Here is a 19,535-nt window from a genome sequence, read left to right as displayed (position 1 = left end):
TCTACAGATTCTCGTCTCTGTAGGTGCTTTGCTGTATTCTTATCAATTATCAAGTCATCAGCAATTATTTCAATTTATGATTGAATTACGATTAATTAAGCTTTTCAGTGATCATCTCGAATCGATCTCAAACCAACTTTTAATGAATATGATTAGTCATCAGCGACGTTCAAAAATACCGCGCCAAGCCCCTTATCAAAGATCGCCTTCCAAGCACCCTTGCTGAGGCTCTCTGGTAATAAGAAGGTACCACTAGATACTCGTTGGCCGGCAGTGAGTGGCATTCCCTGTGATTCTAATTTTTCGACCAGCCAGTGAAGTGAATTTAATGGGTTGCCCAGAACTTCCGATGATGCACCATCCTTTAACTCTTTGCCGTCATGGAATAATGTACATTTGACGTTTGCCAGGTCGTCAACGTTATCAAATAATAAGTTGGTATCCATTTCCTGACCATAAACGACGAAACCGCCAACGGCTGCGTCTGCCATGACCATATACTTTGAAAGGCTAGGGAACCAGTCACTGAAGCGTGAATCAGGAACTTCAACGGCCGCGGCGACTTTTGTTTTCCGCATTAAGTCTGCCAAAGAATCATTGGCACTAAGGTCTTCTTTGGCTGTGAATAACATTTCGACTTCAGCGAGTGGGGCCATTAACTCATTTCGGTGAAGTGTAACGGGGGACTGAACAAAGTGACTCTTAACTTGAGCGCCATAAAGGGGAGAATCGGAATCAAACATATCTTGTGTTTGTTGACTAGTTAATGAAACTTTATAACCACCGATCGCTTCATTCTTTAACGCTGTTAATTTTCTTTGCACGCGGTAAGCGGCGTTTTCATCGGATACAACGCCATTATAGTCAGCTTCCTTTAATGGTTCGTGAGTTTGGTATGCGTGAAATAAAGCATTTGCTAATTTAGTTTCCTTTTCTGATAATGTCATAGTTGCTTGTTCTGTCATAAGCGTAACCTCCATATAAATAGTGAGCGGAGCAGAGCGGTTAGAAATCGAAGTATAAGTCTCCTGTCGAGGAAATTCCTGGTTTTGGAATTTTTTCGATAGGTGCTTACACTCCGATTTCTGCTTTGTGCAGCTGTCCTAAGTAAAGTGAGCGGAGTCAAGCGGTTTAGAAAACGGAGTATAAGTCTCCTCTAACAGGAATCCCTGATTTGGGGGATTCTTGTTAGAGGTGCTTATACGCAGATTTCTGCCTGAAGGAGCTGTCCTAAAAATTTAAATTGAGCATGTCCTTACGCACCGACGGATGTGGGGACAAATATGTGATGGAAATTTATGTGATAGGTTCAATGAGACTATGTGAGTTGTGACTATGTTATTGAAGCAATGTGATGTAGCTTGAATCCCTAAGCGACTAATCTGGCCTGGATTATCGTTAGGGATACTAATCTCCGATTTCATCTGTCCTCACCACCTTTAATATTTTGTGTATTAAATTCAAAAAAGCGTCCTTTCTAATTATCCATAACGGATAGTTAAAAAGGACGCTAATGCGCGGTACCACCTTAATTTGTAATTCTATTGCTAAAATTACCTCACACGTACAGCTTTCGCGATACGTTGACACAATAATGGGTGTTCCCAATGTGACCTACTTAAACGTTTGGCCGCACAGCTCAGAGATGATAATCAGCTAACGTTACGAATTGCTTCGCACCAAACAGCAACTCTCTGATCGTAAACGAAAGATGAATTTTCTCTTCATTGCTTTTTAATTTGAATTTAATGATTGGTAACAATCTACACCTGCAGATTTTAGTTGTCAACAGTAAATATGAGAAAATTTTAATTTGATTTACAGATATGATGACGTTGCCGCCAATTCAAATTTCGTGTATTCTTATGAAAAGAGATTGGCATTATGAAAGGGACGATAGTGATGAAAGCAGTTGTTACCGTAGTTGGTCACGATCAGGTTGGGATTGTGGCAAAAGTTTCACAAAAATTAGCAGAATTAAAAGTTAATATTACCGATATTTCGCAAACGTTGATGCACGGGGATTTTACAATGATGCTGATGGGGGAGTGGAATGAAAAAACAACGACTTTCGATTCCGTTAAAAAAGGGCTAGAGGACCTAGGCAAAAAAACGAATCTTGATATTCGAATTCAACGACAAGAACTATTTGACGCCATTCAAAAACTTTAGGAGGTCATAATGGAAACCAAGCAAATTTTAGATACGATTCAAATGATCTCTGAAGAAAAGCTAGACATTCGAACAATTACCATGGGGATTTCTTTGTTTGATTGTATTGACAGTGATGGCGAGAAAGCCCGCCAAAAAATTTATGATAAATTAACAACGAGTGCTCAAGACCTGGTGAAAGTTGCTAATCAGATTGAATCTGAATATGGCATTCCAATTGTGAATAAACGGATTTCAGTTACGCCGATCTCCATGATTGCCGCGGCCTGCCATGATGATAATTACGTTGCGTACGCTAAAACGATGGAAAGGGCTGCTGAAACACTTGGGGTTGACCTAATTGGTGGTTTTTCAGCATTAGTTCAAAAAGGGTATCAATCAGGTGATAAAAAATTAATTGCCTCGATTCCTCAGGCCCTTAGTGAAACAAAACGAGTTTGTGGGTCGGTCAATGTCGGATCAACACGAGCAGGAATCAATATGGATGCTGTTAAGCAGATGGGAAGCGTGGTAAAGGATTTGGCCCAAATCGACCCAGTTAGCTGCATGAGTCTGGTTGTTTTTGCAAACGCCGTTGAGGATAATCCCTTCATGGCGGGCGCGTTTCATGGTGTTGGGGAAGCTGATAAAGTAATTAACGTTGGAATTAGTGGCCCTGGAGTTGTTAAGCGGGCGCTTGAGAAGGTTCAAGGCCAGTCTATCGATACAGTTTCTGAAACGATTAAGAAGACCGCATTCAAAGTAACTAGAATGGGTCAATTTGTGGGTAACGTAGCTGCTAAGGCATTGAAGGTCCCCTTTGGAATCGTTGATTTATCATTAGCACCAACGCCTAATGAAGGGGATTCGGTCGCTGAAATTCTTGAAGAAATTGGGTTGGAAAGTGTCGGTGCGCCAGGGACAACTGCAGCCTTGGCCCTCCTAAATGATGCCGTTAAAAAGGGCGGCGTGATGGCCTGTGAGCACGTAGGTGGGCTTTCAGGTGCGTTTATTCCGGTGTCTGAAGATAGTGGCATGATTCGGGCAGTTGAGCACGGTAATTTAAACCTCGAAAAATTGGAAGCAATGACGGCCGTTTGTTCGGTTGGGTTAGATATGATTGCGGTACCAGGCAATACGCCTGCTGAAACGATTAGCGGAATGATTGCTGATGAAGCGGCTATTGGCGTTATTAATAATAAAACAACGGCTGTGAGGGTCATTCCGGCTACGGGTAAAAAAGTTGGTGAGCAAATTGACTTTGGTGGCATTTTTGGTTATGCACCAATCATGCCGGTGAACACAAAGAGCCCAGCCAAATTTGTAAATCGGGGTGGCAGAATCCCAGCGCCAATTCATTCGTTCAAAAATTAGGTGAGCGGAGCAAAGCGGCTAGAAGTTGGAGCCTAAGCTACCTCACTCAGAAATCCCTGATCTTGGGATTTTTGAGTGAGGTAGCTTAGGTGCAGACTTCTGCTTTGCGGAGCGGTCCTACTCTCTATGTAAGGGAGCAAGAGAACAACTACAATTAGGTGCATACACAAGTCTCTGAGCAGTTAAATAATTCAAACTTAAGAAGCCAAAGCAGATTTATAATTTGCTTTGGCTTCTTTTATAATCATCAACTAATAATCTATAGCTTTTTCTTCACCACAACACAGGGTACGCCATCTTCCATAAACGTATCGGAAACAACGTGATAGCCCATTCTTTCATAGAACCCCTGAGCGGTTAGTTCACTGTGAATCAACGAATGGCTCATTCCCATTTTTTTGGCCCTGGTTTCCATTGCTGTGATAACTTGGCGACCATATCCATGACCGCGATAAGCCTTTAAAGTTGCTACCCGACCAATTCTTAAGGTACCAGGTTCGGGGTTCTCAAAGCGGCAGGTTGCAACGGGCTGTTTTCCCTCAAATAAAACCGCGTAAATCATTTTTTCTGAATCTTTATCATCGAATTCGTCACTTAAGGCAATCCCACGTTCCAAGACAAATACTGACATGCGAATATACGTTGCGGCTGCTCGAATTGGTTTTGAATTTTCAACAAACATTGTCATTGTATTCACCTCGATAATTAAACATTATTGAAATTATTATAACGAATTCGGAAAGAAAACTGAAATTTAGTTAAGATGATGGTACCATAAGTAAGTGACGTTTCACATTAATTAGATTAAAAAAGCCTGAAGATTTATTTAAATATTTTATTGGATAGGCTAATTAGTAGAATGTAACATTGAAAGTTCGTAAAATAATGATGAAGAGTTGTGCCTAGGGGGTAGACAGTAGTGATATCACGTAAGGAAAAATTTAAGAAGAATCAGAAAAGTCCGCGCCTAAAGCGAATTCTAATTGGAATCGTTTTGTTGGTCATAGGGGGCTTTATTGGATCACATATTTATTTCCAGAATCATTTTAAGTTTACCAAAATCAATGACATTAGCGTGTCAGGGTTAACGGTTGCGCAGGCGACCAAGAAATTGAATAATTCGCATATTGATGAGGATGGTAACTATCTCGTTGTTAAGGATTCTAGAATCAAAGTTAATTCAGATGATGTTAAGCAATTATTTAAGAATCGTAGCTCAATGAGTATGGTTGCCGTAAAAAAGATGAGTGCTAAGTCAGATGTGTCCGCAAAACAGGTGCATTACCGCTTAGCAACGTTACTGCCAAAGTTCAAGCAGCGGATTGATCAGATTAATCAATCAAAAACGAAAACGGTAGATGCTAAGGTTACTTTGAAAAATGGCAAGGTAGTGGTTAAGGCTGGGAAAGCTGGCAATACGCTTGATAAGGCTAGGATGGTTAAAGCATTCAAGCAACAAGCTAAAAGTGCTTTGTTAATTTCTGTCAAGATGACTAAGGATACGTATGATGATCCAAACAGTTCACAAGTCGCAAAACAAAAGGATCATTTGCAAAAAGTATTGCAAAATTCTGTAACGCTCAAGACCTATAATAAGACTTATCAATTTAAAGCAAAAAATTGGGTAGCTAATGGTTATCCAACTGCCAATGGTGATTATAAGTTTGATTCAACTAAAATCAAATCCTGGGTCTCACAGTTTGCCAATAAAGTTGATACGCTTGGTAAACCCGTGAGAATCACAACTCATCAAGGAACCAAGGTGCGAGTTCCTGGTGGCACTTATGGTTGGAAGATAAACCAAGGACTGCTTACTAAGACGATTATGAAGAATCTTAACGCTGGTAAACAAACAACCTTGAATCTTAGGCAGTATGCGGCTGGAACAGGCTATGGCGTTAAAGGAGCTGGAAAAACTTACGTTGCAATTGATTTGAAGAATTTGAAAGAATATATTTATCATGATGGTAAGCTGATGGTAACCAATCCAGTGATGTCTGGAACAATCACTGGTGGTAACAAGACGCCTCAGGGTGCCTACTACATTATGTATAAACAGCGAAATACGACGTTAAAGGGTAAGAATGACAATGGTTCTAAATACGCTTCTAAGGTTAGTTATTGGGAACCGCTAACTAATTCGGGAGTAGGGATGCACGATTCTCCGTGGCAACCAGCATTCGTTTACGGCAACCCAAGTGCCAGAGCACAATATCATTCTCATGGTTGCTTAAATAACCCACCGGCAAGGATGCCGCTGGTTTGGAAGTATACCCATACGAATGAACCGGTATTTATCTACTACTAAATAAATTGATCAGTTACTAAAAACGCAGTTACTAGTCAGAACCCACAAGGGTCGACTAATAACCGCGTTTTTTAATTAGTCAATTAAAATTTTGATTCCTAGGTATAAATTGTAGATAAACATCAAAATGTCAATGAGTATTACCAGAATGACGACAATCCCAAATAAAACGGCGACGCCCTTACTACCACTGGATGTGGCAAAGGTGATTGTAAACAACAAAATTGTGAGGATGGACAGAACGACTGGGATTAAGTGAAGCAAAAATGCCCGTTTGGCCGTTTCGTGCATGTCGGGATTGTCTTTGCTGACTAACCAAACGATGAATGGAAAAATAAATGGGGCAAATACAATTGAGAGATAAGAGAGTGCATTGACAACTTTATTTTCTGACATGGATTTCCTCCGGTTACTTTACTGATTAATTTGAATAGGATTTGTAGACAGGGGCCCTAAAGAGGTCAACGTACGCACCACCGCCGGAATAGTCTCTTAAGGCGGTCACTCGTTGGTCATTAATGGTATGGTGGGTAATGCCCCAGCCGCGATCACTTTGGTAGTCGTGCTTAGCGTAGGCATTAAAAGTGTATCGATTGCTATCCTTGATCCTGGCAACCGCCAGTTGTTTGTAGCCTTGCCAGCTACTTTTAAAAAGGGTGTGTTTTTTCCCCTTATACGATTGGGAAACGGAATAACGGTTGATATGGGTGACGCACATGCTACCGTTAACGTAGGAGTACCAATTTCCTCGCCATTTTGTAGGAGTTTGGTGGCGAATCTTACCAACATGGTAATAAGTATCAGCAGCGTGAACGGGTGTGGCTGCTTGAATACTGGTGATACCAAATAAAGTACCAGCAAACACGGTAATAATCAATTTGAAGAACTTTTTCATGGTGAACGCTCCTATAAGTAAATTCTAAAGGTTTGAGTTTCAGCATCTAAGTCAAGATTATATTAAGAAACTATAACGTTAACTGGGTTAATTTGTCAAATGAGTCGTGATAAAAGTAAGTGAGCGGAGCAAAGCGGTTAGAAGTCGGAGCCTAAGTTGACTCATTCAGAAATCCCCGGGTTTGGGATTTTTGAATGAGTTAGCTTAGGTGCAGACTTCTGCTTTGAGGAGCTGTCCTAAGAAAAAGTGAGCGGAGCAAAGCGGTTAGAAACTGGAGCCGTCTTAACCTAAAGTTTTAGTGAAATAATTAAGTTAAAAATTCATTGACACCAATGATCATTTAGGTGTTTAATGGCAGTGTTCAAAATAATTCAATCTGTGGTCTGGGGTGCTGGTTAAATCTGGCTGAGAAATACCCATGGAACCTGAATCAGTTAGGACTGACGTAGGAAGACCAATTAGTCATTTTTTGATGTATTTTGTCTGGCTAAGGACCGCTCTTTTTGTAGAGGAGGTCCTTTTTTTGATGGTAACTTAAACAAAGTTCATCGATATGATTAACGAGATTTGGTGTTAATCGGTTGGTGCCTAAGGAGAATATATTACTTGGGTATCAATTGGTTCGATGGTTAGACAAAAATTGAGGTGAATGGCAATGAACATTCGATCACCACATTGGGATGTTAGGCAGATTATCACGGTAACGTTGATCGGAATTGTGTGTGGGGCAATCTATTTTTATGGGGTTGATACGTTGTATAACGTCACTAAAATTGCGCTGACCCCGACTGGATTGAACCCATTTGTCGACGGGATGTATTCTGGGCTTTGGTATATTTCAGCACCACTATGCCTGTACTTTGTTCCTACAGTTGGCGCAGGCATTATTGGTGAAACCCTCGCAGCGGTTGTTGAAATGTTTTTTGGCGCCCAGTGGGGAATTATGACCGTCGTGGTCGGCTTTTTACAGGGCGTTGGTAATGAACTTGGCTTTTTCCCGCATGGCTATCAGAAGTTTTCGTGGACAAGTTGTCTAGTTGGTGCTTTTGGTGCCAATTTGCTGGGATTTGGCTATTCGTTTGTTACTTCAGGGTATAGTCATTACAGTATTGGCATGATTATGGCGTTATTTGCGATTTCAACTGTTTCTAGCTTAGTCTTTGACGGCGTTTTAGTTAAGTTGATCACGTTAAACTTTGACCGGGTATTTGAGAAAATGCAGCTTAATAATGTTGATAAGTCAAGTAAATAAGTGGAGGAAAATGATGAAATTTACAACACAGTTACGACAAGAAAATGATTCAGTTTGGCAACAGATTTTCAATTGTCCGTTTATTACTAAATTGACAGACGGCACGCTTGCACCGGAAGCGTTTCGCTATTACTTCATCCAAGATAATAAATACTGTGTGGCCTTCTATGATCTTCATCAAAAGATTGCCGCAAAAATGACTAACCAAGATCACGCGTATTTGCTGACACATTTGGTTGATCTTTGTAACGAAATTAGCGAACGCAGCCCAATCTATGATGAACTGAAATTAACTCAAGCAGAGATTGATTCGGTGCCCGTTGCGCCCACTGCCTATGCCTATATCACGAACATGTATTACCAGTTCGAACAACAGGGTGTAGAAGCAGGGGAAGCCAGTTTGGTTCCATGCTACTGGACGTATACTGAAATGTTTCGTGAAATTGCAAAACATGGATTTAGTACCAAACCAGTTTATAAAGACTTTATCGACTTCTGTGCTTCTGAAGAATTTGGTTCGCTTAACCAAAAAATGTTGGATTTAACTGATGAACTTGCGGAGAATACCACTGATGAGGGTCGAGAAAAAATGCGGTTGGCCTTCCAATACAGCAGCGAATATGAATTACAATACTGGGATATGTGTGTTAAGCATGAACAGTGGCTGTTGGATCAAGAAGGGGTGGATACGCTGGCTCGGTGAGATCCTGATTTAACTCATTTTGGTGCTAAGGCTAATTATTGATTTGAGTGATTTTCTGTTCTTGTTTTAGGTTTTGAGCTTCGGCGGTTTGGTTGTTCCTTTTTACTTGTCATCGCCTTTTGATACATCTTATCGTTGACGTATGGATATGTCCACTTAACCATTGCGCTCATAATAATTGGTAATGTAATGACTAAGATAACCAACCCAATGATAACGGTTATCGCAACTTGAATGAGGGTGAGGACGTTTGAGGGGATTAATGCCGCAAACGTACCGCCTAAAATGATTGCCGCTGAAATGACCACCGTCCCAATAATGGTTGCGGAGTTGGTAATTCGCAATCGTACATCGGTAATGGCGCTCGCATCATCTCGATAGCGCATCATTAAGAAAATACTGTAATCAACCCCTAAAGCGACCAACATGATAAAACTAAAGAACGGTGTGTTCCAAGTCAACATGTTTTGGAAGAGCAGATAACTTGAAAGCCAGCGGGTGATTTGAAGGGCACCAAAGTAGGTAACAATTAAAGTTCCAATAATGGTCAGCGCTTGAACCAATGAACGGGTAACGAACATTAGTGCAATCCCAATCCCGACTAACATGATGACAACGGTTCGCAAGAAGTCACCGTTGGCAGTCTTTTGTAAGTCAGCTGTTTGAGAACTTTGACCACCAATTGCAAACTTGGCGTTATTCAGTGAAGAATCTTTAAGCTTAGCGTTGACGTCTCTGGTAATGGTACGGATGCGGTTAGCAGATTTAGTTGTACTTGGGTCACTATTCAAAATAAACGTAATCTGAGTAATTTTACGGTCCTTTGACATAAATGCATCTAATGATGGTGTGAATGATGGACTCTTCACACTAGCTTTTGGCATATAGAATGTATCACCTAAGTAAGACTTTTGCATTTCTTTTAGATAATCGTTAACGGTATTCGTTCCAGTGCTAACACGGGAAAGGCCGGCGTTAGCAGAAGTTAACCCTTGTTGTAGCTGCTGCATCTGGGTCTGTAGAGCTTTCATTCGGGTATTTAAAGTTTGAACACCATTATTGACTTGGGTGCTGCCGCTAGCAACGCTTTGAGCACCAGAAACTAAAGAGCTGCTGTTTTGCTGGAGCTGACTGGCACCACTATGAAGGCGACTCAAGCCACTTGAAAATGGGGTTACTTGCGAATGAAGCCGTCCCAAACCAGAAGATAGTTGGCTGGAGCCAGAAGCTAACCGATTAACTCGGCTGCGAAGAGCTCTTAAGCGAGCGGTTCGTGATCTGAGTTGTTGAATACCAGAGTTCAGCGATTGACTACCAGATGATAATTGTCCAACTCCTGATGATAGTGAAGTTGCACCCTGATTTAATTGCTGAAAGCCGCTAGCCAAACTATTGACGCCAGAAGTATAGGTCGAAAGACTATTACTTAATTGTTGAGCACCAGACTGAAGCTTGCTTGCACCATCAGCTAACTGTTGAACTTGAGCAATACTTTCGGTTGTATTTGAACTGGAAAGCTTTTTATTGGCACTAGCTAGGCCTTTTTGAACCTTCTTGATACCATAATTAGCTTGGTCCAAGCCATCCGTAAGGGTTTTTAACTGACTCTTTAAGTAGAGCTGATCGATTTTAGTGCCACCAGGGCGGGTAACTGAGGCAACGGATTTAACACCAGGTTCAGAATTTAAATAGCCAGTTAGCTGATCAATTTCAGCTAAATATTGTTGCGTATTTAGCGGCTTCTTATTTTCAATATAGAGGGTAGAAGGGCCAGATGTACCGGCTGGATAATGAGCTTGGATAATATTGTAGCCGGCTTTTGACTGAACGTTGTTAGGCAATTCATCCGCGTTATTAAAGTTCAGTTTTTGGGAACCAAAGAATAATAATGGAATAGCAGCAATCACTAAAATGCCAACCATCACGAAGGTGTGTGAGATGGTGAATTTTGACAAGAAGTGCCAAACGACACTTTTATCATGGGCTGCCAAATTTTTGCTCGGCCAAAAAAGCTTTTTACCCAACGTTGCCATGAAGAACATATTAAGGGTTAAAAGTACTAGGAGCAGCACTGCAACTCCCACGGCGACAGCAACTCCTGACCGGTAGAAGGAAAATTTGGCGAGGGCTAAAGCGCTGAACCCAATAAGGACGGAAGAGCCGCTGTAAAGAATTGTCCGGCCAGCATGCCGGCGAGCAGTCCGAGCGGCAGCAACCGCAGTTTGGCCATTCTTAATTTGTTCCTTAAACCGGTCGTATAGCAGAATGTTATAATCCGTTCCAATTCCAAAGAGAACCACCACTAAGAAAACTTGGGTAAAGTTGGAGATTGGAAAACCATAGCGTTGTGCAAGGTTCATAACGATACTTAGTGAAATTAGGTAGGAAACGCCAACCGTTAGGAGTGAAATGACCGGTATTAGGAATGATCTAAAGACGATGATAAGGACTAAGAAAATAAAGATGGCGGCAATGATTTCAGTCTTTTGAAGGCCCTTTTCAGTAGTTGCTGAGAAATCTTCATTTAAAACATCGCTGCCGGTAACGTAGGTACGCATCCCGGGCGATTTAATTTTATTGAGGAGGTCGTTCGTTTGCCCCTTAACTTTATATTTGCTTGGAACGGTTATCATCACCATTTCGGTGGTGCCGTCATTTGAGACAAGCTGTTTCTTTGCGGCGGCATTATCACCGGCGCTTGTGACACTCGTTGTATGTAAACTCGGATCACTACGGATTTCTCTGACCGCATTCCCAATCTGAAGGGATTGGTCAGCTGTAATCTTACCGTTTTTATTATTGAAAACGGCAATTAGGGTCCGGACGTTTTTACCGCCCTCAGACTTTTTCTGAATCTTTTGAGCAACCTCACTTTGAACGGTTGCTGGCAGGCGGACACTTCCCTTATCACGGACAAGTTGTGAAATGTTGGGCAGCGTAAACGCCGCAATCAACACCAACCCAATCCAAATGATAAGAGATAATAGGTGTTTTTCCTTGAAGTTATGCATCGTTTCTCTTCCTTTCGTTAACGCAAAATAATTTTTCTAATCTCGGTAGTCCGTGGCACTTGTAAAAGCCATCGCAAAATAAACAATCAATGTCATCATAGTTATTGGATGGCTAGTTTAAATTCAAATGAAGTTAATTAAGTGCAGATCAATTGCTGAATCGTCGTAAAACAAAACAGATACATGGTCCATTTTAACATGAAATCATCTTTCCGAAACCCGTTAAATTTGCTTGGTTTGATTAAAGTAAATCAAGTATGGGATCGTAATCAAAAATAATAGTGATGTTCTTTTAATTTGGTGCCTTACCATCCTAACTAATATATTTTTGCTGATAATGGACGACGAATTAGTGATCCTAAACGGTTTGGTTTTTAAGATAGTGACTTTATTTAAAATGGATGGTTAGCCTAAAATCAATAATTTAAGCCAGTGTTGTGATTTGATTGATCATGCTGGAGTCGTTTAATGATTAAGAAGCTGGAAGTAGGCGTTTAGATCCCAGAACTTAACCAAGAAGCGCCATCATTCCAAAACTGGAGTGATGACGCTTCTTGATGGGGGCTTATGGGTGGGTGCAACCCGCTTTTTCTCACTTAAAAGTGGTGATTAAAGTTACCATTACAAACGAAAAATGACTAATATTTTGGGCCTTGTTTCACGTTTTAAAAATTAAAAGTCATTTTAGAGCAGGTAGATAAATATCGCTGGCGTTTTACCAGGGATGAATTTGTGATGCCACCAAGGTTGAACCATTTGCCTGAATGGATTCCAAGCTGTTTCAATGTTTTATTGATGAATATCTTTTTGATCGCATTGCCACATATGAATTTGAGATAAAGGGTGGGGGATGTCGATGTTGTGAAGACATAGGCGTGCCGTAAATTCGTTAACTCACCTTTGATGCCTGTCCGAGTGACGGTGTGCGATAGTCCTTCGCCTTCCTTCATCACCTTGTCGATGAAGCCTTTAAGCATGCCAGGAATGCTATTCCACCAAACGGGGGTGATGAAAATAACCCCATCAGCGTTTTTGAGCATCTGTAAATAATTAGTAACAAGGGGATCGTGGGTTTTGCCATCATGAAATAGGCGTAATTCGGCTTGATCATAGGCGGGGTTAAAGTGGTCAGCGTATAAATCAATGACTTGGGGCTCGAAGTCTTGTTGAGTTAAAGTGGTTGTTACTTGTCCTAAAACAGCATGGTTAAAACTTTTGTTATAGGGATGGCAATAGATAATCACTATTTTTTTCATTTTAATTGACTCCAATCAATTCTGTAGCTGCTTTTCTTAACAATTTTTCATCATAAGGGACCGCTTTATGGCGAATTAAGATCCCGTACCCCTGGATAAACGACCAAATTTTAATGAACAAATCATTTTCTGAATCACTAATTGGGTAGCAACTCGCAACCTCACCAACAAGCTGATGAGTATAGTCAAGTAACGGAAAATTTGTTGGCCCAGTCGAATGATAAGCGTCACCAATCCCCTCATTAAAAAAGAGAAAATCCATTAAATTCGGCTGGAACTCAAACTGTTGCACCATGAAGCCACCAAGCGCGACCAGTGCATCAAGTGGATTGTTATTTTTTGTGATCACCGTTCTTTCGGCTTGATTACTTAGTTTGGCTGAAACAATTTTTGTAACGGTTCTGAATAAGTCTTCCTTATTTTGAAAGTGTTTGTAAAACGAACCCGTTGTGAGCTTGAGACTCCCAAGAAGATTGCGCAATGAAATTTGCTGGTAACCATTTTTTGAAATCAAACGAATCGTTGCTTGGATAATTTCATTTTTAGTATCGTTTGTTTTTCCTGTCATTGAAGCATACACGCTCCTTTCATCTATAGGATAACGCCGTTACCCTATAGATGAAACTCTTTATTAGTGATTACTAGCAATTATTTTACGGATGTTTGATTTTTAGATTGTAACTTATTACCAGTAAACATCAAAGTGGTTGTATTGCCCTTTTTGCTTGTGATGTAGCGAGTAATGGTTGCTGATAAATTACCACTGCCAGTTTTGGATTCAGCGTTTGGGTTGCCTAATTTTTGAATGACTTGGTTATAAGAGGTGCCATTTTTAATCTGCTTGAGTGACTTACTTGAAGTGAATCTTGGATTTTTAATTGTTAAGTAGCCTTTGCCAACGGCATGCCCATTCAGGAATTCAACCGTTACTGCGGAGGCCTTGAAACTGGGGGTCACCTTAGTCCACGAGTATTGGATTGCGGTTTTTCTTTTGCCGTTATTAATGGTAACTCGGTTTTTGGACGCTGGTGATCCAAACGACCGCTTAACGGCTTGCTCTGATGCACCACCTGCCTTCGGTGAATCAATGTTTGCAAGCTTAATGCGATTATAATCGCTCCTAGTGATTGCCTGATCGGAGCTAGTCGTTGAAGTTTTAGCGCTTTTAGATTGGCTACAAGCACTCAAAGAAATAACAACTAATAATAGTGTCGTTAATGCGAATCCTTTTTTCATTATGTCGATATCTCCTAAATAATTAATGGGTTACTTACTTACAATAACAAATCGTAACAAAGAGGGAAGTTAGAATCGAAATTCTTAAGCTAATTATTAAGTTAAACAGTGATTAATGTTATATAAAATAACATGAATACTAAATTCGCAATAGGACACTCGTCTGAAACTAAACGTTGCAAGGAATCGGTATATATCGCTATGCAACGGATTATCATGCTAATTTTAGGAATATATGTTGACAATAATCAAAATAGGTATATATTATTGCTTGTAAGCATTTGTTACAAAATATAACATGAAGTGAGGATTAGCCATGAGAATTGATAAAGATTGTATTGGTGAACGATTTATTCCGGATAACGTATTGTATGGTATCCATACTTTACGAGCAATGCATAATTTCCCAATAACTGCTGAGAAAGTTAACCCAGTGGTCATTGAAAGTTATCTGCAAATCAAAAAGGCTGCCGCAATTGCCAACCAAAAGGCTGGTAGCCTCAGCGCTCAAAAGGCTTCCTTAATTGTTTCGGCATGTAATCAGCTGCTATTCTCTGGTGATTACAGCGATTTCTGTGTACCAGCAATTCAGGGTGGTGCTGGGACGTCAACTAATATGAATGTGAATGAAGTCGTTTCTCAGCTTGCAATGCGATTAAGTGCTCAGGGAGGAAAGAAAGCCGTTAAAATTCATCCTAATGATGATGTTAACCAGTCTCAGTCGACAAATGATACATATCCAACAGCAGGCAAGATGGCGATGTTAAAAAAACTATCACCACTTCTAGCATCATTAACTAAGTTGATTGAGGCTCTTGATGAAAAGGCACAAACGTATTCGAACGCTATTAAAGTTGGCCGAACACAGCTGCAGGATGCAGTTCCAACCACGTTTGGTCGAAGTTTCAACGCGTATGCGTCATTATTTCGGCGTGATTATCGGCGATTAAAGGCGACAATTAACGTTCTCAGTGTTGTTAATCTTGGTGGCACGGCGATTGGCACTGGGCTTAATACAACTCCTGAATATCAAAGACAAATTATCCCAATTCTCAATAAGGTTTCTCATCTTTCATTAGTTCAAGCAACCGATTTAATTGACGGGACTCAAAATAGTGATGCGTTCACGACAATTTCTGGAGCACTGAAAGTTCTTGCAACAGATTTGTCAAAATTTAGTAATGACCTCCGATTACTTTCCAGTGGTCCCCAAGCTGGTTTAAATGAAATCGAATTGCCTAAGCAGGCAGCAGGTTCTTCCATTATGCCCGGGAAGGTCAATCCAATTATCCCAGAGGTGGTTAACCAGGTCGCTTTTGAAGTGATTGGAAATGACGTTACCGTTACAATGGCAGCAGAAAGTGGTCAACTCGAACTAAACGCGTTTGAACCGATTATGTTTCGGGCAATTCTAACAAGTGAGCAACATTTAGCTCGTGCGATGACGACACTAGTTGAGAATTGTGTCGCGGGTATCACGGTTAACACTGAGCACTGCCGCCAGGAAGTAGAACGGTCATCAATTGCGGCAACAATTCTGTCACCAATCTTGGGTTACGAAAAAACGACCCAGATAATTAAGAAGGCGATGGCAACAAAGCAGTCAGTAAGGGAGTTGGTTAAACAAGAACATGTATTATCAGATTCATTGATAGATGACCTGTTTTCACCAGAAGTACTAACTAACGTCCGAAAGGCTAATCAAAATCAACTGCGGACTGCTTCTACACATCATTAATAACAGATTGAATTTTTCGTTACTGATCCTTTCTTCACTGCCAATAAAGAATATAATGATGGTGTCTACATACAACATCTAATTAAAATAAGTGGTTTAAAGGTGATGAAGTAAATGAAGAACGATGAATCAATGAAAATTAATGATGATGCTAAGAAATCGGTCTCTGAATTATTTGATCAATTTGGGACGACTAAGGCTGGCTTATCACAAGTTGAAGCTGGTAGCCGTTTAAGTAAGTATGGTCCAAATACGATTCAGCAGGCTAAACGTCAATCTGAAATTATTGTTTTTTTAGAAAACTTTACGTCACTAATGGCAATTTTGTTGTGGGCGTCTGGGATTATCGCGATGTTTGCTGGCATGATGGAATTGGGGATTGCCATTTGGGCGGTTAACATTATTAATGGCTGCTTTTCTTATTGGCAGCAGCATGCCGCCCAAAAGGCAACCGATTCGTTAAAGAAAATGTTACCGGCTTACGTCAAGGTTATCCGGGATGGGAAGACTGAGCAGATTCCCGTTGACCAACTAGTTCCAGGAGATTTCTTCCAAATTCAAGCGGGAGATTCCGTTCCCGCCGATGCCCGGATTTTTGATAGTGCTAACCTTCAAGTTGATGAATCGTCACTGACCGGTGAATCTGTTCCGGTTGAAAAGGCGGATTCCTATCGACACGGTGATGGTGAATTTGCCCAACAAAATATTATTTTTGCTGGCACGATTGTTACCAGTGGGACCGCTAGTGCAATCGCAGTGGCTACCGGAATGCAAACTGAATTTGGTAGGATTGCACGGTTAACTCAAAGTCAGAAGAAAGTGATTTATCCGCTTCAGCGAGAGTTAAATCATTTAACCAGGCAGCTAACCGTGATTGCAATTATGCTTGGAATTGCTTTTTTCTTGTTAGCCGTTTTCTTTGTCCATTATCCGCTTGCCCAGTCATTTATCTTTGCGTTAGGGATGATCGTGGCGTTTATTCCAGAAGGCTTGTTGCCAACGGTGACATTATCGCTGGCTCAGGGGACACAACGGATGGCTAAGAAGCACGCATTGCTGAAAAATTTGAGTAGTGTGGAAACCCTTGGTGAAACAACGGTTATTTGCTCGGATAAAACCGGGACATTGACGCAAAATCAGATGACCATTAACCATATTTGGCTGGTGGCTCACCAATATGATGTGACGGGGACTGGTTACGTTAACAATGGAAAAATTCAGGCCAACAATGCTGACGTGAATGTGCAACAAGACGGTGATCTTTCCCGATTGTTATCAATTGCAACCCTTAATAATGATACGGAAGTAGCGGAGAATCCAGATGGTGGTAAGGCTAAAATATTAGGAACCCCAACGGAAGCTGCATTAGTGATCCTCTCTCGAAAGGCTGGGGTAGCGGCTAAAGTCGAAAATCAACGTTTTCCTCGGTTGAAGGAATTGCCATTTGATTCTGGTAGAAAGTTAATGACTACGATTACCAAAACCACTGAAGGTCAGCCATTAATTTATACAAAGGGCGCCCTGGGAAGTGAGCTGCAAATTTGTGACCGAATTTTGGATAATGGCAAGGTGCGGGCATTGACCACTGCTGATCGCGATAATATATCCGCGGCTAATGAACGGTATTCAAAACAGGGATTGCGGGCACTGGCGTTCTCTTATCGAATAGTGGCTGAGGATGATCCACTAAACGATACAGAAATTGCAAATTATACGATTGAAAATGCCGAAAAACACATGGTCTTTGTGGGTTTAACAATGATGTCCGATCCACCACGACCAGAAATCTTTAAAGCAGTCAGAAATTGTAAACGAGCTAATATTCGAATTATTATGGTAACGGGTGATAGCCCAATCACTGCTAAAAGTATCGCCACTAAAATTGGAATTACATCTGATAAAGCCCAAGTAATTACCGGCGATGAGCTTGATCAAATGGCTGATAAAGATCTAAGAGAAGCCGTTAAGGGTGAAGTGATTTTTGCCCGGGTTGCTCCGGAACATAAATTTCGAATTGTTTCAATGTGTCAAGCTAATGGTGATATCGTTGCGTCAACCGGCGACGGTGTTAACGATGCGCCAGCCTTAAAACGAGCAGATATTGGGATTGCAATGGGAGTAACTGGTACCGATGTTGCTAAGGACGCAGCTGACATGATTTTGACAGATGATAATTTTGCTTCAATTGTTAGCGCGATTGAAGAGGGCAGAACTGTGTATAGTAATCTACAGAAATTTTTACTCTATATTTTAAATAGTAATGTCCCTGAGGCGGCCCCATCGGTCATTTTTCTGGTGACCCGTGGATTAGTGCCATTACCATTGACGGTGATGCAGATTTTAACCGTTGACTTAGGAACAGATTTACTTCCTGCGCTTGGCCTGGGAATCGAAAAAGCAGAGCCTGGGATCATGGATCAACCACCACGTCCTCAAAATAGTCACTTATTAAATCGATCGATTATTTGGAAGGCGTTTGGGTTGTACGGATTGACGGCTTCAGTCATTTCAACTGGTGCATACTTTTTCGTCAACCATGTTAATGGCTGGCCGAGTATCCCCTTGGCGGCTTCGGGATTACCGTATGCGGAGGCCACGACAATGACCTTGGGTGCAATTGTTTTCTGCCAGATTGCAGCAGCGATGAATTGTCGAACCCAGATTTCGTCAGTATTTTCAATCGGACTATTTAGCAATCGCCGAATTTGGCTAGGCATTGGGGTCGAAATTGTGCTAATTGCCTGCCTAATGTACCAACCATTTTTACAAGAGATTTTTAATACTGGGCCGTTAAACGTAGCAGAATGGGTATTTCTGTTCTGCATCCCAATTCCGCTATTTTTGTTAGAAGAAGCGCGAAAGTGGGCTGCTAGAAAAATAAGTAAAAATAATTAAAGTTAATATTGAGCGCGGAACTTAGTAGTGATTACAAGTTTCGCGCTCAATTTATAAAAAGAATGTTATTTTATTATTGCAAATACAACAAAAACGGGTTAGGATTACTTAAGTCCAAGTAATGAGTGAATGGGGTGAGTATCATTGTCGAGATTTTAAGACCAATCGGTAATATTTCTAGAGCACTGGATTCAATTGCTAACATTGAATTTAAGGAACTCGCTTTGTCAAAAGGACAGTATTTATACTTAGTTCGAATTTGTGAGCATCCAGGAATTATCCAGGAACGGTTAGCAGAAATGATAAAGGTTGACCGTACAACGGCATCACGGGCAATTCGTAAAATGGCGACAAACGGATTTGTAGAACGGCGTTCGGATAATATTAATAAGAAAATTCGGCGGCTATTTCCAACGGAGAAGGCAAATCAGGTATATCCCCTCATTAACCGTGAAAATTTATATTCCAATGACGTTGCTTTACAAGGGTTAAGTGCAGAAGAAGCCGATTTACTGGAAAAGCTGCTTACTAAGGTGAGTAAAAATGTGGCCACTAATTGGGATTTTGTGAAAAAAGGAAATCACCGAGAGTATTGAAATAGCTGCGCAAAGCAGGGATCTGCGCGTAAGCACCTTTGACAGAAACTCCAAAATCATGGATTAATAGCATTTTGGTAACATGGTAGAAAAACGTGCTACACCAAGCAGAAAGCTGCA

16 protein-coding genes, 1 riboswitch and 1 other annotated feature are annotated in these 19,535 nt (G+C 40.9%); of the genes, 8 read left to right on the top strand and 8 right to left on the bottom strand.

Annotated elements, in window-relative coordinates; all coding sequences use genetic code 11:
• Positions 1-152: 152 nt before the first annotated feature.
• Positions 153-980, bottom strand: coding sequence for a 2-keto-4-pentenoate hydratase (locus FC98_RS10965; RefSeq protein ID WP_054655241.1), 828 nt, complete (start codon positions 978-980; stop codon positions 153-155).
• A 520-nt stretch (positions 981-1,500) separates the two neighbouring features.
• Positions 1,501-1,737, bottom strand: a binding site (T-box leader).
• A gap of 165 nt (positions 1,738-1,902) precedes the next feature.
• Here FC98_RS10965 and FC98_RS10960 point away from each other — a divergent pair.
• Positions 1,903-2,172, top strand: coding sequence for an ACT domain-containing protein (locus tag FC98_RS10960; RefSeq protein WP_054655243.1), 270 nt, complete (start codon positions 1,903-1,905; stop codon positions 2,170-2,172).
• A gap of 9 nt (positions 2,173-2,181) precedes the next feature.
• The gene (locus FC98_RS10955; protein ID WP_056949565.1) at positions 2,182-3,525 is read left to right on the top strand and encodes a PFL family protein; all 1,344 of its coding nucleotides are present in this window, start codon (positions 2,182-2,184) and stop codon (positions 3,523-3,525) included.
• A gap of 259 nt (positions 3,526-3,784) precedes the next feature.
• Here the strand turns inward: FC98_RS10955 and FC98_RS10950 are convergent, their stop codons facing one another.
• Positions 3,785-4,213, bottom strand: coding sequence for a GNAT family N-acetyltransferase (locus FC98_RS10950; RefSeq protein ID WP_056949564.1), 429 nt, complete (start codon positions 4,211-4,213; stop codon positions 3,785-3,787).
• Positions 4,214-4,444: 231 nt separating this feature from the next.
• Between FC98_RS10950 and FC98_RS10945 the strand changes: the two genes are divergently transcribed.
• Entirely contained in the window at positions 4,445-5,833 is a 1,389-nt protein-coding gene (locus FC98_RS10945; protein ID WP_235803620.1) for a L,D-transpeptidase family protein, read from the top strand.
• Positions 5,834-5,908: 75 nt separating this feature from the next.
• Here FC98_RS10945 and FC98_RS10940 read toward each other — a convergent pair whose 3' ends face one another.
• Positions 5,909-6,229, bottom strand: coding sequence for a magnetosome magnetite crystal formation protein family (locus FC98_RS10940; RefSeq protein ID WP_008855670.1), 321 nt, complete (start codon positions 6,227-6,229; stop codon positions 5,909-5,911).
• 25 nt (positions 6,230-6,254) lie between these two features.
• Complete coding sequence (locus FC98_RS10935) at positions 6,255-6,728, bottom strand: hypothetical protein (protein ID WP_008855671.1); 474 nt, start codon at positions 6,726-6,728, stop codon at positions 6,255-6,257.
• A 374-nt stretch (positions 6,729-7,102) separates the two neighbouring features.
• Positions 7,103-7,197: riboswitch (TPP riboswitch) on the top strand.
• A gap of 186 nt (positions 7,198-7,383) precedes the next feature.
• On the opposite strand from FC98_RS10935, the gene FC98_RS10930 reads away from it, so the two are divergent.
• Positions 7,384-7,980 (top strand): ECF transporter S component, encoded by a 597-nt coding sequence (locus FC98_RS10930; RefSeq protein ID WP_040470842.1) that lies wholly within the window; start codon positions 7,384-7,386, stop codon positions 7,978-7,980.
• 13 nt (positions 7,981-7,993) lie between these two features.
• Positions 7,994-8,683, top strand: coding sequence for a TenA family protein (locus FC98_RS10925; protein ID WP_056949563.1), 690 nt, complete (start codon positions 7,994-7,996; stop codon positions 8,681-8,683).
• Between the two features lie 35 nt (positions 8,684-8,718).
• Here FC98_RS10925 and FC98_RS10920 read toward each other — a convergent pair whose 3' ends face one another.
• From FC98_RS10920 to FC98_RS10905, 4 genes are all read right to left on the bottom strand, one after another.
• The gene (locus FC98_RS10920) at positions 8,719-11,694 is read right to left on the bottom strand and encodes an MMPL family transporter (RefSeq protein ID WP_056949562.1); all 2,976 of its coding nucleotides are present in this window, start codon (positions 11,692-11,694) and stop codon (positions 8,719-8,721) included.
• A 665-nt stretch (positions 11,695-12,359) separates the two neighbouring features.
• Entirely contained in the window at positions 12,360-12,950 is a 591-nt protein-coding gene (locus tag FC98_RS10915) for an NAD(P)H-dependent oxidoreductase (protein WP_054655225.1), read from the bottom strand.
• Between the two features lies 1 nt (position 12,951).
• The gene (locus tag FC98_RS10910) at positions 12,952-13,518 is read right to left on the bottom strand and encodes a TetR/AcrR family transcriptional regulator (protein ID WP_082602944.1); all 567 of its coding nucleotides are present in this window, start codon (positions 13,516-13,518) and stop codon (positions 12,952-12,954) included.
• 80 nt (positions 13,519-13,598) lie between these two features.
• Entirely contained in the window at positions 13,599-14,186 is a 588-nt protein-coding gene (locus tag FC98_RS10905) for a DUF3862 domain-containing protein (protein ID WP_008855678.1), read from the bottom strand.
• A 316-nt stretch (positions 14,187-14,502) separates the two neighbouring features.
• On the opposite strand from FC98_RS10905, the gene FC98_RS10900 reads away from it, so the two are divergent.
• The 3 genes from FC98_RS10900 (at position 14,503) to FC98_RS10890 (ending at position 19,415) form a co-directional block, all read left to right on the top strand.
• Positions 14,503-15,924, top strand: a complete 1,422-nt coding sequence (locus FC98_RS10900; protein WP_056949561.1) for an aspartate ammonia-lyase — start codon at positions 14,503-14,505, stop codon at positions 15,922-15,924.
• 114 nt (positions 15,925-16,038) lie between these two features.
• Positions 16,039-18,819 carry a cation-translocating P-type ATPase gene (locus FC98_RS10895; protein WP_056949560.1) on the top strand — a complete coding sequence of 927 codons (2,781 nt, stop codon included), beginning with the start codon at positions 16,039-16,041 and terminating at the stop codon, positions 18,817-18,819.
• Positions 18,820-18,962: 143 nt separating this feature from the next.
• Positions 18,963-19,415 carry a MarR family winged helix-turn-helix transcriptional regulator gene (locus FC98_RS10890; protein ID WP_040470936.1) on the top strand — a complete coding sequence of 151 codons (453 nt, stop codon included), beginning with the start codon at positions 18,963-18,965 and terminating at the stop codon, positions 19,413-19,415.
• Positions 19,416-19,535 lie beyond the last annotated feature (120 nt).

Origin of the sequence: Lentilactobacillus kisonensis DSM 19906 = JCM 15041 (assembly GCF_001434135.1) — a bacterium.
Classification (GTDB): domain Bacteria; phylum Bacillota; class Bacilli; order Lactobacillales; family Lactobacillaceae; genus Lentilactobacillus; species Lentilactobacillus kisonensis.
Note: the sequence above shows the minus strand (reverse complement) of the source record. Positions and strands in the feature narration are given on the sequence as shown.

What these genes read in the sequence shown, in the direction of transcription:
- FC98_RS10910 (WP_082602944.1), bottom strand. Translation starts at nt 13,518, where the DNA reads ATGACAGGAAAAACAAACGATACTAAAAATGAAATTATCCAAGCAACG.
- FC98_RS10920 (WP_056949562.1), bottom strand. Translation starts at nt 11,694, where the DNA reads ATGCATAACTTCAAGGAAAAACACCTATTATCTCTTATCATTTGGATT.
- FC98_RS10930 (WP_040470842.1), top strand. Translation starts at nt 7,384, where the DNA reads ATGAACATTCGATCACCACATTGGGATGTTAGGCAGATTATCACGGTA.
- FC98_RS10900 (WP_056949561.1), top strand. Translation starts at nt 14,503, where the DNA reads ATGAGAATTGATAAAGATTGTATTGGTGAACGATTTATTCCGGATAAC.
- FC98_RS10965 (WP_054655241.1), bottom strand. Translation starts at nt 980, where the DNA reads ATGGAGGTTACGCTTATGACAGAACAAGCAACTATGACATTATCAGAA.
- FC98_RS10940 (WP_008855670.1), bottom strand. Translation starts at nt 6,229, where the DNA reads ATGTCAGAAAATAAAGTTGTCAATGCACTCTCTTATCTCTCAATTGTA.
- FC98_RS10905 (WP_008855678.1), bottom strand. Translation starts at nt 14,186, where the DNA reads ATGAAAAAAGGATTCGCATTAACGACACTATTATTAGTTGTTATTTCT.
- FC98_RS10925 (WP_056949563.1), top strand. Translation starts at nt 7,994, where the DNA reads ATGAAATTTACAACACAGTTACGACAAGAAAATGATTCAGTTTGGCAA.
- FC98_RS10960 (WP_054655243.1), top strand. Translation starts at nt 1,903, where the DNA reads ATGAAAGCAGTTGTTACCGTAGTTGGTCACGATCAGGTTGGGATTGTG.
- FC98_RS10950 (WP_056949564.1), bottom strand. Translation starts at nt 4,213, where the DNA reads ATGACAATGTTTGTTGAAAATTCAAAACCAATTCGAGCAGCCGCAACG.
- FC98_RS10935 (WP_008855671.1), bottom strand. Translation starts at nt 6,728, where the DNA reads ATGAAAAAGTTCTTCAAATTGATTATTACCGTGTTTGCTGGTACTTTA.
- FC98_RS10915 (WP_054655225.1), bottom strand. Translation starts at nt 12,950, where the DNA reads ATGAAAAAAATAGTGATTATCTATTGCCATCCCTATAACAAAAGTTTT.
- FC98_RS10955 (WP_056949565.1), top strand. Translation starts at nt 2,182, where the DNA reads ATGGAAACCAAGCAAATTTTAGATACGATTCAAATGATCTCTGAAGAA.
- FC98_RS10895 (WP_056949560.1), top strand. Translation starts at nt 16,039, where the DNA reads ATGAAGAACGATGAATCAATGAAAATTAATGATGATGCTAAGAAATCG.